Genomic DNA, 15,014 nt, shown 5'->3' on the forward strand with positions numbered 1-15,014 from the left:
ATTTTAAAAAATAGGGCCGCCGAGGTACTTTTAAGCCTAGTAGGGGGATAGCAGAAAAGACAAAATATATGGCTGCTGAGATGATCCCTGGGTCTCTGCATCGCAATGTGGCATTATTTAGTTGCACACAATATAACTCGAGATGACCGTTATGAACTCTAAAACTGCCAACACTTTGTTAACTTCGAATAATGCATAGCCCTGCTTGAGGGATGTTATCGCCAAGTAGAACATTGATAACCTGCTATAGACTCGGTATTTTATTGATTAACAATGGGTGGCTCTATTTCTTTCTTTAACAATGGGTGGCACTATTTAGGCTCAAACGAAAAAGCCCAAATACCGTGAGATATCTGGGCTTTCAACTATATGTTCTTGAGTATCTTGAGAGAAACTGAGGTGCGATCCTTTAACCTTCTTAAGGCGCGAGTGAAGGTGGCACACTGCCAAATTGTCTAATCTGTCGCTGCAGCTTAATAGGTAATTGCCAGTAACGCTTATTTGAGTGCGTGCCAAGTCCTGTTAATCGCAAATCATCGTCTATTTGCCATTTTTTCGCTACTTCATTGGCATTAGATCTTGTATGACCATCATCCACGGCTTTACCATCGAGCAATACTAGATAAGCGACTTCCTGCCAGTAGTCAGCCACTCTGGAACCATCATTGCTGACGACTTCAATTTCCTTACCAAATGATACTGACAATATATCGGTGGTACTAGCCATTTCAACGCTTATGATTTGCTTGAATCGCATGGTTAACCTCAAAATTAGAAGACCATAATTTTACCCCTGTAGTATTCCAGCGTCAATAACACTCTTGGTTGAGGAAGTGATGCATTAGTTGTTAATCGCGGCTTTGACTTGTGTTCTTCTGGGACGGGGTATAATCACCTTAAACCAATAACTAAAAATGAGTGACGCACTTCTACTCTGAACAAGGGGACTCGGTATGTTACCCATTAACAATGGGTGGCACTATTTGGGCTTCTTAATTCAACAGTCGACTATTTAACGTTTTACGTTATACTTCCGCGCTAAAATCTAGTATTTAATTAGCGGAGTTCATCGTGCACGATCTGTATTACAAAGGGCGTATCTACACCAGAGAAAATCATGTAATAAGTGGTTATAATACTAAGCGTATTGTTAAGCTTGGTACAGAAAAGCAGCCATTATCGCTAGTGGTTAACAGTGATGAGAGAAAAAAAGAGGTAGCGGCGTTAGTTGCTGATAATGGATTATTTGCCGAGATTACTGTAGATACTGCTATTGATGAAAATATCAATGATCTTAACGCGGTTATAAACAAGCCAACTACCACTAGGTTCGACAAAACCCCGAACCGTAATGATCCTTGTTTATGTGGCAGTGGTAAAAAATATAAAAAATGTTGCGGCTAACAAGATGCTATTTTTTCCGTGAATCGACTTAATGTCATCGCAGGCGTTTGATAACCTAAACTGACATCTGCAATATCACCGAGTCGAAGCCATCCCGTACTGTTACCACCGAACCCGCCTTGGATACTCAGTGCTTTGATATCGTCAATGGATTTAAAAGTTGCTCGATTCTTTGAGATCGATAAAAATCATCGAACTACCAGGCCGAGACAAAGAACGCAGCTTCCACATAGAGCCCATCTCTTGCAACTTGGTCTCTATTTTATCGGTCACTGCTGCTCGTTCTGTTTCGCAGATGCTCCAGGGTAAAGCGTCACAACCACACTAAAGAACAGCACAAATAGACGCTGTTTAATCGCAAATTCAGCTAAATTCATCATAACTCCTAATCGCTAAATGCTTTAACTAAGGTGTTGGCAACCATTTGCTAGGGCTTAAGGTAATGCACACCTGCGGTCACAATGGCATCCCCCGTGTGCAGTTAGCCACTCAAGCAAACGCTGTTACTGCACAGCGACTCAAGCGTTACCGCCTTTTCAAGGACGATGCCCTCTTTTATGACATAGACACTTTTATCAGCATCCTCGCCAATGAGTGCCGCATAGGGTACGCAATAACTCATATTCTTAATGTTATTAAAGCTGACCGCTTTTCCTGGCAATGCATTCGTGACCTGCTCGATGATAAATTCAACCGTATAAGTCCGTTTAATCGGATCGGCCAAGGTAGCCACCGAACTGAGTCTTGCGTTTAAACTGCTCTTGGCTCCGTGCCAATTAACCAACACTAAGCTAATTTGTTCTTATCTGTAGCTATTGTCTAGAGAAGAGTAGGGAAGTCCGCTCACATTTATTACTGCTGCGCTTGGACATAGCAAAAGATGTGGCTGTCCTATCTTTGTTCCTGCAGGGTACCCACCGCAGGTGATAGATAACAATGAAGTTATGACTTTCAATGACACATTCAAACAGCAAAGGACACTGGATTCCGGCTCAAAAGATCTGCCGGAATGACGGAAAGTAACGACCAAAATAAAATGAACAGGTAAGGTCAAATAAATAACCTTCTTTTGAATAACTAGTGTAGATGCCGCTGCGAACTTAGATTTCAGGGTGAGGTTTCACTTAGTGAAACTTTCCGAACGAGAGATAGGGATATCGAACTGGCATTTAAACATGGACGTTATTTGAAACCGCAGAGCGTATAGGGATGACTCTTATGAAATCAAGAGCCAGCGTCTCGCAGAACCTTCTTAAAATAAAGAGCGCACATTCCTCGCCGGGAAGGCGATAGGTAACAATGAAGGTACGACTTTCAACTATCGACCAAGTAACAAACAGTACTAATAAAAGTAGAACAAAGGGTCGGAGCGAATAAGGTTAATTTTCTTGTAGATCAACAAAGTGTAGGTGCGGCTGTGACCGTCCGTGACATGGATGTCACGGCCGAACTTACAAGGACGTACTCGCAGTGTCACAGAAGTCTCTGCACATAAGCCCGCAGCAAGCGATAGATAACAATGAAGATACGACTTTCAACTATCGACCAAGTAACAAACAGTACTACCCAAAATGAAGACACAAAAAAGCCACCCGTTAAAGAGTGGCTTCATGGTACAAGCTGGCTAGAGTTTTTAACCTAGGATATAGAACCTAGCAAACTAGCAGTAAACTACCAATTAAACTACCAGCAAAAAGAGCAATAAAACGGTCTACTTAACCGTTTTAACCCCTTCTGGTGTACCAACTAACAAAACATCCGCTCCGCGGTTAGCAAACAAACCGTTAGTCACTACGCCGACGATTTGATTGATCTGCTCTTCGAGCTCTTTTGGCTTCATGATCTTCATGTTGTACACATCTAAGATGATGTTGCCGTTGTCTGTGAGGCAGCCTTCGCGGTAAACCGGATCGCCGCCTAGCTTGACCAGTTGGCGTGCCACATATGAGCGAGCCATAGGGATCACTTCTACTGGCAGTGGGAAGTCGCCTAAAATATCCACCTGCTTAGTGTTATCTACGATACAGATAAACTTGTCGGCTACGGCTGCGATGATCTTCTCACGGGTCAGAGCGGCGCCGCCGCCCTTGATCATGTCCATGCGCTCGTTGATTTCATCGGCACCATCGACATAGACAGAAAGCTCGTTGACTGAATTGAGATCGTAGACCGGAATACCCAGAGCTTTCATCTTTTCGGTAGACGCTGCTGAGCTAGATACTGCCCCTTCGATATCTGCCTTCATGGTCGCGAGAGCATCGATAAAGTGATTAACGGTAGAGCCAGTGCCTACACCAACAATACTGTCTTTTTCAACGTATTCTAGTGCAGCCCAGCCAGCGGCTTTCTTCATCTCATCTTGTGTCATGGTCGTTTCCTGTAAGGAGTTTTAAAATATCTGCTGGTATTATACCCGAGCCACGTCAAAATGCTCGATTTGCTGAAGCTTGAATTTTTATCTGATTCAGGGATAGATTTAAGCAAGAACCGGGTACTTTATTGAAATGATAGTTGACCACTTCAAGTGTTATCAGTTGTAAATGACAGACCATAAGTTTGTAGGCCCTCCAACTTTAAAGCTTCTTCATATCCTGCTAGCTTTCTAAGCTTGTCTCGAGACTTATAGCTTCTTGGTTCACACATTTAGACAAGTTAATCTCTTGCTGGTGGTAAAAGTCACAGCCAAAGAGTAACTTTACGTCCTTGGAATTTAGGTTTGGTTTAAGCATTGCGTATTGCTGCTTAAACAAGCATGTATGAAATCTGCAACGGGTTTGCAGGATTAAGGAATGAGAAGGGAAATTTATGGCTGGAGCTAGCCTGTTAATGCTATTGGACGATATTACCGCCATCTTGGATGATGTGGCCTTGATGACTAAAGTTGCCGCTAAGAAGACGGTGGGAGTCTTGGGTGATGATCTCGCCCTCAATGCCCAACAAGTATCTGGAGTCAGTGCCGATAGGGAGTTGCCGGTAGTCTGGGCTGTGGCCATGGGGTCATTGCGTAATAAATGTATTTTGGTGCCTGCGGCCCTATTGATCAGTGCCTTTATTCCTTGGTTGATAACGCCTCTGCTGATGTTTGGCGGGCTGTTTCTCTGTTTCGAAGGCTTCGAGAAGCTGCATCACTCCTACGAGAAAAGAAAGAATAAAGCCCAAGGTGGGGTTACTCTTGCTCAAGAAGTGGATGATGAGCCAGCGCAAGTTGTCGATGTCAAAGAATTCGAAGCCAAGAAAGTGAAAGGCGCCATACGTACCGACTTCGTCCTTGGGGCTGAAATCATTGCTATCACCTTAGGCGTAGTCGCCGAGAGTAGCTTTATGACTCAAGTTGTTACCCTTTCTATCGTCGCCTTTGTGCTGACTATTTGTGTTTATGGTTTAGTGGCCGGGATTGTCAGATTAGACGATGTCGGTCTCTATCTGAGTCGAAGGCAAGGAGAGGGTGTCTTCACCCGTTTCGGGCGCAAGTTTGGGCTTAACTTGGTGAAATCGGCTCCCTATTTAATGCGTGGACTGACCATAGTCGGCACTATCGCTATGTTTATGGTGGGGGGCGGAATTCTGACCCATGGCTTACATTGGGTCGGTAGCCAGATTGAAACCTTAGCGGCTCAGGCTGAGCAGCTCAGCCTTGTCGGACCGGTATTATCAATGTTGACCCCTAGCCTGTTAAATACTGTGTTCGGTATTTTTGTCGGCGCGCTAGCCTTGTTGCTGATGTCTTGGGGGCAAAAGCTAAAGTCGGCCACGACCTAAACCCAAAACTAAACCTAAAGCTAAAGCTAGACCTTAAGTTTTAGTTGTTTAAATGTTTTAGTTTGTATCATCTATTGTGCGGCAGGTTAAATATTTGTAAGGTTTAACCTGTCTTAAGCAAACATAGTCCGACCAACTAATTAAAATACCAATGAGTCGGTAAGAAGATAGGGATATAGATGAACAAAATAGCAGTAGGTTTAGCCTCAAGTTTAGTATTAGTTTCCGTGTTAGCCGCATGTGGCGGTGGTTCAGATGACTCGGGCAGCACTCCTACGCCACCTCCGGCGCCAGCCCCTGACTTAGTTCAAAATTATTGTTATTTGATGAGCACTAGCATGGGGGAGATAAGCTTAGCTATCGACACCACGAATACGCCTATTACAGGTGAGAACTTTAAACAGTATGTGGATTCTGGTTTCTATGATGGCTTGATATTTCATCGTGTAGTGCATCAGTTTGTCGTGCAAGGTGGTGGTTTTACACCGGATCTTGTGCAGAAAGAGACTAGAGGTCCCATTCAGAATGAAGCGAGTGTGGGGATTAGTAACTTGCGCGGCACCTTAGCCATGGCAAGAAGTAGCGCCGCTAATTCGGCCACTTCGCAGTTTTATATCAATACCGTAGACAATGTTAATTTAGATCAAGAGCACGCCTCTGATGGTGTGGGTTATGCCGTATTCGGTAAGGTGATTACTGGAATGAATATCGTCGACCAGATTGATATTGTCGATACCAATAACAGTATTCCAGTCGAAAATATCCTCATTAATAGTATTTCTGAGATGGCTTGCCCCGCGACATAAGCTTTTTTTATCAAGTTATCAAGTTATCAAGTTATCAAGCCACCAAGCCACCAAGCTATCAAGCCCAGTTTACGCTGGGCTTGTTTGTTTTAGCGTCTCAAGTATGGCTTTCGCTGCAAAGGTGAGTACTTGCTGTTGTCGACTAAATTGATATTGTCGATATCAATAAACAGTAAACCTCTGCAAGATATTGTGATTAATAGTATTTCTGAGATGGCTTGCCCCGCGACATAAACTTTTTCCATCAAGCCATCAAGCCCAGTTTACGCTGGGCTTGTTTGTTTTATCATCTCAATCATGGCTTTCGCTGCAAAGGAGAGCACTTGTTCCTTGCGCCAAAACAGTGACATCTTCCACCTCAAGTCTGAGCCGATAAGTGGCACTGAAACAATCCCTGCTACCCTGTGACGCTGGGCGATCATCTTAGGCAGTAACAAGTTGCCCGCACCTGCGGCGACTAAGGCTATGCCAAATTCTGCCTGACTAATTTTGGTGACATTTTTCGGTGTGAAACCTGCTTGCTCACAGCTTTCTAACACCATGCGATGTAGCGAGAAGCCGGATTCGAACATGATCTGTGGCTCGAGGGAGATCTGTTCGAGTCTCAGGGACTTCTCATTGGCTAAAACGTGATGCTTAGGCAAGATGACGACCATAGGCTCATCACGTACCAAGATGCCTTCGAACTCTTTGTCCAGCGCTATTATGCCAGTGGCTAGCTCTATCTCTCCTTTAATCAAGGCCTCTTTTAGTTCAACAGAACCTCGGACTAATAACTCCATGTCTATCTTAGGATATGTATCTCGGTATTTTGCGATCACCGGAGCGAAGAGCTCGGCGCTGCCCAGTGGAGCCAAACCGAGTTTTAACTGCCCCAAGGTTAGCCCACGTTGGGCCGAGAGCTCATTGAGTAAGGTTTGTTTGTTGGCCAGTAAGGTTTGTCCATGGCGATATACCAGTTCACCGGCTGAGGTTAGCTTGACCCTAGTGCCTCGCTTACCGCGTTCGAGTAGGGTGACATCTAGTTCATGCTCTAATTGCTGAATAGCCTTTGATAGTGCTGGTTGAGTAATGTGTACCTTCTCTGAGGCTCTGGCGAAGCCGCCGGAGTCGACTATCTCAATTAGATAACGAATGACGCGTAGATCCATTTGTATAACCTATGGGAATGTATATTATAATTAATATTCATTTTTTTTATTCATAGTGCAAGTTTAAACTTGTTCTACAGCTTTTAAATGAGTTTATCCAAACTATGTCAGTTTCTAGAGTCACCAAGCAGAGTGATACTAATTCCAATCTCACTAGGGCTAATATTCCCTTAGCCACCAAGAGTAATGGCAAACACAGAGTTATGCTACAGACCTTGGCACAGGTGAGTCTGTTTTGTCTGTTGGCGGTTATCTGCGTACAAGTCGAGCAATATTTTAATCTGCCTATCCCAGGCAGTGTCATAGGTCTGGCTATCGTCCTGGTACTCTTACTCACTAAGACGCTTCCTGAACCTGGGGTTAGCTTAGGTTCGGCCTGGTTGATCGGCGAGTTGCTGCTGTTTTTTATCCCTCCAGTAGTCTCAGTGATTAAATATCAAAGCTTATTTGAAAATTTCGGTGTACAGCTGGTAGTCGTGCTAGTGCTAGGGACGGTATTTGTGTTGGTAGGGACAGGATTTGTGGTCGATCGTGTATTTCGTTTCGAGCGTAGAATGAACCATCAGCGTGTTCAGGCCCAGCAGATAAGAGAGATGGAAGGTTAAATGATGCCTATTTTCGAAGATACAGGTGCGGCCTTAGTAGGCGTTTTCAGTTTAGTCATGACACTAGCGTGTTATTTCGGCGCCAAATATGCCTATGATAAATATAAATTTTGGTGGTTGTCGCCCATCATGTTGGCACCTCTTGGGATTGTTTCTCTGGTGTTATTGCTGGATATTCCCCTGACTAGCTATTTTCAATTTAGTCAGCTGTTGACCTTGATGTTGACGCCTGCGGTCATCGCCTTCGCTGTGCCCATCTATCGTGAGCGGCATTTAATTGCTAAATATCCACTCACACTCTCTATAGGTGTGTTAGTCGGACTCTTCCTCGGCTTGCTCTCGTCTTGGGGCCTGTCTAAGTTAGTCTCACTACCACCTGAGTTATCTCAAAGTGTCTTGGTCCGTTTCGTTTCTACCCCTTTCGCCATGGAGGCAACATCGAGTTTTGGCGGCTTACCTGAGCTAACAGCCATGTTGGTTTTGCTTACCGGAGTATTAGGCATGTTAATTTGCGAGCCGATATTTAGGATGGCAAAGATTAACACATCTCTAGGAAAGGGCGCTGCGCTAGGAGCATCGGCTCACGGTGTTGGCGCTGCCAAAGCGTCAGAAATCGGCGAGGAGGAAGGAGTGGTTGCCAGCCTTACTATGATCTTTACTGGTATTGCTATGGTCATTATGGCGCCATTATTTAGCCTATTCCTTGTTTAAAAAAAGGCACTTATGCTGACCATGCAAGCTGGCGATTAGCTGCTATGCCGAGTTCATTTTCAGGGGATTGCGCCTCCAGGGCCTCAAAAAACCATGACTTTGAAGTGATAAATAAAATAAATAGAGATTAGGTGCTAATTTTCTATTTATTTTGAAGCATCAGATCTGATTTTAGTATAAAATTTGGCCCCAAAATCTGGTAGGGCCTACACTTTACTCTGTGAAATATTCACGGGGATAAAATAGCGTCCATTCCGTCTTTGGAATGAGTTGTTTCCTACCAAATTGACCTAATTAAATAACAATATGGGGACGGTCAAATGTCAGATAAGCACTTTATTACAGCACAGGAATTGCTTGAAGATTCATTTCGCCTAGCGGCGCAGGTTTATGAAAGCGGTTTTCGTCCGCAATTTATCGTTGGGATCTGGCGTGGTGGTGCACCGATAGGAATCGCGGTGCAGGAATATTTTGATTTTAAAAAGGTTGAAACCGATCATATTGCGGTTCGTACCTCTTCTTATTATGGTATCGGCACCGACAAGCAGAGTAAGAACATCAAGGTTCATGGGCTGCATTATATCGTCGAAAATGCCAATGCCGATGATGGTCTCTTGATTGTCGATGATGTGTTCGATTCAGGCCGCAGTGTTCAAGCTCTAAAAGATAAACTCAGTGAGCTGATGCGTCTGAATATGCCAAAAGATGTGCGTATAGCCTGTCCTTACTATAAGCCTAAGAACACTTCGGTGCCGTTAAAGCCTGATTACTTCATTCATGAGTCGGAAGAATGGTTAGTCTTTCCCCATGAAGTATCTGGATTATCTCCTGAGGAGATCCTCCAAGGTAAAGGCGATCTGGCTAATATTAAAGAGCTGTTCGTTTAAGAGACGCCAGGCTTCAGCTTAAAATATGAAACCAGTGCATATTAATATGCACTGGTTTTTTTATTGGGGGATCGAGCTGTCTTGGAAGCTATTCAAGCATCTGTGCTAGCTAGAGCTTATCTATCTGTTCACCGAGTTGATATGACTTATCAGTGACTATGGTCTCTAGGGTAGCTACACGCTCTTGTAGTCTGACGAGTTCAGATTTAAGCACATCGACTTCGCTGGTATCGACACCGGCTTTTCTCAGGTTATATTCCTTAAATGCCTTCACTCCGAACACGGCGACGATGGCTACTGTGATGACTTCAAATAGTCCCATATTTCAAATTCCTTCTATGCTTTCTTTGCAACTCTGCTCGAGCTGATTCTAATTGTTGGTGTTGATTGATTGCTCATCATGATATAAGCATTGTAAAAGCAATCTTTATGCCATGAATAAACATCCTATCTTATCAAATGCTTAATGTATTTTCATGGGAGTAAAGTATCAAGTGTTAGTGCTTCTTACTAAACATTAATCATATAAACCAAGCTAGTCTTGACCAAGTTTACTCGCTTACTCGCTAGCGTAGCAGATGCTCCTTAATGGCGACACATCTCAACTCGCTCTGGTGTGTTTGTAATAAGGCCTTTTGCGTCGTGGCCGAGAGTCCAGCCTGTTTATCTATGGTGCTTTTGAGCAGGGCTAGCCCCCTGTGATCACAGCGAGTAGGGAGTAAATATTGGCCATACAATTTCATGAATCGATCACTTTTACTCGCATCTAGCTGAGCCAGTGATTCGAGTCTCTGCTCTGAACTGGCTGAGTTCAATATTTTCTGCTCTCTTGGATACAGGTGAGCCATGGCGATACTGAGTGTCGAAAACGGCATATTGGTGTCATGTTGAATATGAGTTAGCCAATAGCGTTTAATACCAGCCTCTGGCCTAGATACCTGGGCCGCGATGGCGGCATCTCGGCCTCGCGGGCTTTGGTCTCTATTTAGCTCTTTGTTTATGAGAGAGCGGCTGCCTAGATAGTCATAACGATTGAGTTGAGTGACTATTTTCCAGCGCATCTCTTGGTCTATCTTCAGCCCCTTGATGCTGGAGCTGCCAGCCAACAGTTTAGCTAGGTGGGTTAAGGAATCCGGGGTGTGTGAAAACTGAATATAAGCATCAAACCAGAGGTGTTGAATATTGGGATTTTCATCGTTAACCATGGCCTTTCTCAGGCTCATCTGCTCTAAACCTTTCAGCGCCATATGAATGTAACTGCTGTGATTTTTCAGTATCAGCTCAAGGTCGGTTTTACTCTGATTAAGATTGGTTAGCACCTGCTTAAGAATGACAGGCTCTTTCTCTTTGGGGAGATTAATGAAGACCACGTCTAGGTATTTATTTAATGCTAGCTCCCCATCGGATACGCTCTCCCACAGGCTCTGCCATAACATGGAGCGGAGCTGAGGTTCTGTGACCATATTGAGGTGCTGTTTCACCGTCTTGAGTGAACGCTTATCTAGGCTCACTTTCACGTAGCCAGAATCGAGATAGTTAGGATAGACGAGATCCGGGCAGCGAGTACCGTTCAATTGCCTGACTCGTGTCCTCTCGCCCTTGTACACTAGGCTAATTGAGCGGACCCTATGAAGCTCGTTCCTGCCCTTAGTAAATAGTGCCAGTGTTATCTTCTGTTCTCTGAGCCTAGGGTGTTGCTTGCTGGCTGAAGATTGTAGAAGGGAAAACTCACTTACGCGGTTATTTTTACAGGTGAACTCAGCCTTTATGGTATTAACACCGGGAGTGGTAAACCAATCTTGCTGCCATTGAGTCAGGTCGTGTTTGTTATCTAGACTTAGGCTAGCAAAAAAGTCTGCAGCACTGACGTTTTTATTGGCAAATTTTGTCAGATAGTGTTGCAGGCCGAGTCTGAAATCTGGCTCAGCAATCAGCTGCTCGAGGCCCTGTAAAATAGCCTCACTCTTATGGACTCCGGCCGAAGGCAGTATTGAGGTATCACTGTGGTAGGTAAATAGCAGATCATCCACATAAGCCTTGGCCTTTATAGGGTCATAGAAGTGTTTCGAGTCTAGACTCTTATACCCTAGATGAGCCAAGGTCTTCTTGGTTATCAAAGAGCGCAAACTCATATTAAGCCTGCTTTCGTCCCAGATGTTCATGGTAACCAGGGCGCCAAACCATTGGGCGGTAAGGTTTGTCATGGTGGTTTTTATGATGGTTTTTTGTCGCTGTTGCAAGGGGGCTAAATGGTGAGTCATATTCTCACTTATGCTAGCTACCGCTGCGCTGGCTATGGCGTCATCATTGGCCATCATAGGGCTGAGAACCATATCGAATTTGCTGAACGGATAGGGAGTGATTAAATACTCTTCCATGAAGCGGATCCCCTTATCCATATCTTTAAACCAGATCTGTGGCGATATATCGTCTGCGATAGCTTGCCTAGAAAATAACCTAATCGGGTACTTTGACTTAGCTGTATCGTCTTTCCAGACCCGGTAGGGGCCGGCGTGTAGGGAAAACATATGCGGGCTTAATTTAGGGCTGCTGGGGAATTGCCACAGGTTTGACTCCAATGAGTCGATGACCTTCTGCTCCTTGACTGAGCTAATGACCAGCCAGGTTTTAGGCACTGTGACATTCAGGCTATAGCTGGCCTTAAGATCGGCTTGACTGAATAAGGGAAACATCATGCTGGCATGATCGGCGCAGAAGTTGGATTCAAGATAGACCTTGCCATCTTTCGGGTCCATGAAGCGGACTAAGCCCATGCCCTGTGTTCCATAAGCCTGTGAGTAATTGATATCCACAGTGTTACTGCCCGATACTAAGGTACTCGGGCTTAAGATAACCGCCTTGCCGTTATATCTTGGGTATATTTTGTGCCCATTAATCACAAAAGATTTTATGTTGGCCCTGAGTAGATCTAAGCTGAGTGGGGTACTGGTATCTGAGAGTTTAAATGTAATGCGTGTAGTACCATTGAAGTGCTCTGACTGAGTTAAATCTAAGCTTAGCTGATAACTGATTTCTGAGATGCGAGCGCTGCGAGACTTAGCTAAGGCTAGCTTATCGGCAGAAGATGAATCTAATGAATTGCCATCGCCTACATTGGACTGGCTGGTGCTGTTACATGAGATAAGCAGCAGTGAGGTAAGGCAAAGCAGACAGGCACGCAGTAAATTCACAGCTTGGTTTCCGGCAGAAGAGGTATGAGCGGCAACACTAACCGATTTTGTGGCCGAGTGCGATAAGAAGCCAGCTTGTATTAGGTTTTATGCTATCTAGGCATAGGGTTCATAAAAAATGCCAGTCATCTAGACTGGCATTGTTATTATTTAGCTTAGCTCGCGCTACATTCCTAGGAATGACTTAGACTTGCGCTTGCGGATCTCTTTCTCATCAGACCATTCGATCAGGCCTGTTTCTAGGTCCATTAGACGCATGGTCATCTTGTAGTAGACATCTTTGGTGCTGCCATCTTGCTTGACAATACTAGACAGGTTGCCGTACAGCATGTACTGGGCACCGATCTGACGACCGAAGTTGATGGCGGTAGATGGGTCAACCATACCGGCATTGTTCTGGTAGTCCAGTTGCTTGCGCACTGCGTCGACTTTTGTCATATCGATAAAGCGGAACTTACCCGAGCGCAGTAACTTGTTGCTGATTGAGTCGGTTACTGATTCTGTATCTATATGCTCAGAGGTCTTGTTCTTGATCTTGTCGACGAACATGATAGGACGGTCGTTAACTGTCATTGCCACAATGGGTGGGAAAGTCAGCATGCTGTCGACCATTTTAGCCGCGATGGCTTGAAGGTCTGTAGAACCGAAGTTTGCGTTAACTGTTTCCACCTCAGTGGCGTCACCGTATTCAACTCTTGATTGGCAACCAGCCAGTCCGACAGCGACTGCTAGCATAAAAATGACTTTAAATTTTTTCATAGTGGCTTCCATTAAGTGTGTATTAGATGATTATTGAATAAAAACGTGTGTGCTTACCTGTGTCTATTACCCAGACTAAGGTGGTTCTACCGCTCTGTACCTCTATCTCTTGGCTCGATGAATTATCTAGCTTGAGTGAGTAATTACCATTTTTAAGGTAAGTTCTGGCAATTTGTGCCTGCTTAGGCAAGGTGAGCCAGCTGCGGCGGTCGGCTTGCTCGGTGACGACGTTAATTATCTGGATAGCGATAGAAGCCAGATCTGTCTCATTACTTCTCCTCTTCGAGCCACTCTCGACCCTTCTGGCTATCTCAGATTTAGCATAGACTCTGGCTGCTTGTCTCACTAACGCGGCCGGGAGATCTTCCTTTAGTGCCGTGATCGCCAGTGCGTCTATGTTGGCGATAGGCGCAGCGGTTAAGGTTTTGCCGAGGCCATGTATCTTACCATTTGAAACTGCACGAGAATTTGAAGTATAGGTGGCTAATGAGGCGGTCTGCCAGTTTCCATGAATAGTGAAGGGAACCGTTATACTTTGTTTTTCAGGGACAAAGCCACGTTCGAGTAGGACTATGACTTGTCCTTCTCCCTTCTTTTTCTGCTTGGCTTTTCCCCAACGACGTTCAAAATCCTGCTGCTGAGGCATGGAGAGCTGGGTAGCCAGACGGACAAGATCTTGCTGCAGATAGGGATTATTAGGCGTAATTTGTGCGGCCTTACGATAATCGATATAGGCATCGTTGGGCTCGCCTAAAATTTCATGTAACAGGCCTGTGGTGTAGTAGCTGTAGGCATTTAAGAAGGAACTAGTGACAGTACCAGCCGCCTTGCCTAGCTTATTTATTTCAGCATCTATGGTGCCGTTAGCCATGGCTTGAACGGACTTCTTAGATTTTTGATATTTGGCTTGTTCTGAACTTTGCAGCTGGTTACTGCGTCTGACTTCTATTAAGGCTCCCTCTCGATCGCCACTGAAAAGGTAGTTTAGCGCCTGATATTGATGCAACATCACTCGCTCATAGCCCGGCCCGCGATAGGGGATCACGTTGTCGTTAATAAATAGACTGCTGGTGGTGGCACCTATATCTGTAACACTCACAGTGGCCTTGTCATCAAACTTCAGATAGGCTGCAACCGCTTGCTGGTAGTAATTTTTACTCGCCGCGAAATCACCGCTTATTTGAGCGACTCGTCCTGCCTCCTGGGCATAGAGCAGACCATCGGCACCGGATATATTCGATGCCACATCTTGGACCCCTTTCATGGGTTCATTGCTATTGAGTTGGGCCTTTACCTGGGCTATTTGCGATGGGTAGTTGACGAAGATGCTGTTAAATGCACAACCCGATAAGCTTAACGTGAGTAAGGGAATTAATAGCCAATGTTTCATAGTGCCGCCTCACTTGGGCAATATATCGCTTGCATAGCGCTCCTTTTGGGCATCTCGGTCCTTCAAATTTATGTTATTTATCGATTCGCGTAGGGATATATTTGCCCTGGGTTCTCATACTAGAGAGCTAGTGGTATCAATAGTGAGGTGGGGCCTCATCTAACTGACTCACCATATTGCCCGGCTCAGCCGTTTGTTGCTTACTCAACAATTGTCGTATTGCTTGCTGTTGGTCCGACAATAGGTCATTTAATTTGATCACTTGCTGATTGAGATCTTCTAGGGTTTCATCCTGAAATGCCAGTTTCATCTCAAGATCTTCGACTCTCTTTTCTAATTGTTCCATTTTTA

15 protein-coding genes are annotated in these 15,014 nt (G+C 44.7%); 6 read left to right on the forward strand and 9 right to left on the reverse strand.

Annotated features, from left to right (window positions below; all coding sequences use genetic code 11):
* Nucleotides 1-418: 418 nt before the first annotated feature.
* The gene (locus SVI_RS03510) at nt 419-727 is read right to left on the reverse strand and encodes a hypothetical protein (RefSeq protein WP_231847771.1); all 309 of its coding nucleotides are present in this window, start codon (nt 725-727) and stop codon (nt 419-421) included.
* 344 nt (nt 728-1,071) lie between these two features.
* Here SVI_RS03510 and SVI_RS03515 point away from each other — a divergent pair, with 344 nt between their 5' ends.
* Nucleotides 1,072-1,404, forward strand: a complete 333-nt coding sequence (locus tag SVI_RS03515; protein ID WP_013050025.1) for a PBPRA1643 family SWIM/SEC-C metal-binding motif protein — start codon at nt 1,072-1,074, stop codon at nt 1,402-1,404.
* A gap of 481 nt (nt 1,405-1,885) precedes the next feature.
* Here SVI_RS03515 and SVI_RS03520 read toward each other — a convergent pair whose 3' ends face one another.
* Nucleotides 1,886-2,128: a hypothetical protein gene (locus SVI_RS03520; RefSeq protein ID WP_157608653.1), complete on the reverse strand. Its 243-nt coding sequence runs from the start codon at nt 2,126-2,128 to the stop codon at nt 1,886-1,888.
* Nucleotides 2,129-3,115: 987 nt separating this feature from the next.
* Nucleotides 3,116-3,772: a ribose-5-phosphate isomerase RpiA gene (gene rpiA, locus SVI_RS03525; protein WP_013050029.1), complete on the reverse strand. Its 657-nt coding sequence runs from the start codon at nt 3,770-3,772 to the stop codon at nt 3,116-3,118.
* A 437-nt stretch (nt 3,773-4,209) separates the two neighbouring features.
* Between rpiA and SVI_RS03530 the strand changes: the two genes are divergently transcribed.
* Both SVI_RS03530 and SVI_RS03535 read left to right on the forward strand, forming a co-directional pair.
* Nucleotides 4,210-5,163 (forward strand): DUF808 domain-containing protein, encoded by a 954-nt coding sequence (locus SVI_RS03530; protein ID WP_013050030.1) that lies wholly within the window; start codon nt 4,210-4,212, stop codon nt 5,161-5,163.
* A 179-nt stretch (nt 5,164-5,342) separates the two neighbouring features.
* Nucleotides 5,343-5,969: a peptidylprolyl isomerase gene (locus SVI_RS03535; protein WP_041419642.1), complete on the forward strand. Its 627-nt coding sequence runs from the start codon at nt 5,343-5,345 to the stop codon at nt 5,967-5,969.
* Nucleotides 5,970-6,232: 263 nt separating this feature from the next.
* On the opposite strand, the gene SVI_RS03540 is transcribed toward SVI_RS03535, so the two are convergent.
* Nucleotides 6,233-7,120, reverse strand: a complete 888-nt coding sequence (locus tag SVI_RS03540) for a LysR substrate-binding domain-containing protein (protein ID WP_013050033.1) — start codon at nt 7,118-7,120, stop codon at nt 6,233-6,235.
* 203 nt (nt 7,121-7,323) lie between these two features.
* Here SVI_RS03540 and SVI_RS03545 point away from each other — a divergent pair, with 203 nt between their 5' ends.
* The 3 genes from SVI_RS03545 (at nt 7,324) to SVI_RS03555 (ending at nt 9,323) form a co-directional block, all read left to right on the forward strand.
* Nucleotides 7,324-7,725, forward strand: a complete 402-nt coding sequence (locus tag SVI_RS03545; RefSeq protein WP_013050034.1) for a CidA/LrgA family protein — start codon at nt 7,324-7,326, stop codon at nt 7,723-7,725.
* A gap of 3 nt (nt 7,726-7,728) precedes the next feature.
* Nucleotides 7,729-8,436, forward strand: a complete 708-nt coding sequence (locus SVI_RS03550; RefSeq protein WP_013050035.1) for an LrgB family protein — start codon at nt 7,729-7,731, stop codon at nt 8,434-8,436.
* A gap of 320 nt (nt 8,437-8,756) precedes the next feature.
* Nucleotides 8,757-9,323 (forward strand): phosphoribosyltransferase, encoded by a 567-nt coding sequence (locus tag SVI_RS03555; protein ID WP_013050036.1) that lies wholly within the window; start codon nt 8,757-8,759, stop codon nt 9,321-9,323.
* 109 nt (nt 9,324-9,432) lie between these two features.
* On the opposite strand, the gene SVI_RS03560 is transcribed toward SVI_RS03555, so the two are convergent.
* The 5 genes from SVI_RS03560 to SVI_RS03580 all read right to left on the reverse strand — a co-directional run bounded on the left by SVI_RS03560 (nt 9,433) and on the right by SVI_RS03580 (nt 15,009).
* Nucleotides 9,433-9,645, reverse strand: a complete 213-nt coding sequence (locus SVI_RS03560; RefSeq protein WP_013050037.1) for a hypothetical protein — start codon at nt 9,643-9,645, stop codon at nt 9,433-9,435.
* A 244-nt stretch (nt 9,646-9,889) separates the two neighbouring features.
* Nucleotides 9,890-12,514: an ERAP1-like C-terminal domain-containing protein gene (locus tag SVI_RS03565; RefSeq protein WP_013050038.1), complete on the reverse strand. Its 2,625-nt coding sequence runs from the start codon at nt 12,512-12,514 to the stop codon at nt 9,890-9,892.
* A gap of 165 nt (nt 12,515-12,679) precedes the next feature.
* Nucleotides 12,680-13,273, reverse strand: a complete 594-nt coding sequence (gene lpoB, locus SVI_RS03570) for a penicillin-binding protein activator LpoB (RefSeq protein WP_013050039.1) — start codon at nt 13,271-13,273, stop codon at nt 12,680-12,682.
* Between the two features lie 22 nt (nt 13,274-13,295).
* A complete protein-coding gene (locus SVI_RS03575; RefSeq protein ID WP_013050040.1) occupies nt 13,296-14,663 on the reverse strand; it encodes a COG3014 family protein in 1,368 nt (455 codons plus the stop codon).
* Between the two features lie 136 nt (nt 14,664-14,799).
* Entirely contained in the window at nt 14,800-15,009 is a 210-nt protein-coding gene (locus SVI_RS03580; protein ID WP_013050041.1) for a SlyX family protein, read from the reverse strand.
* Nucleotides 15,010-15,014: the final 5 nt, after the last annotated feature.

This window comes from Shewanella violacea DSS12 (genome assembly GCF_000091325.1).
GTDB lineage: Bacteria > Pseudomonadota > Gammaproteobacteria > Enterobacterales > Shewanellaceae > Shewanella > Shewanella violacea.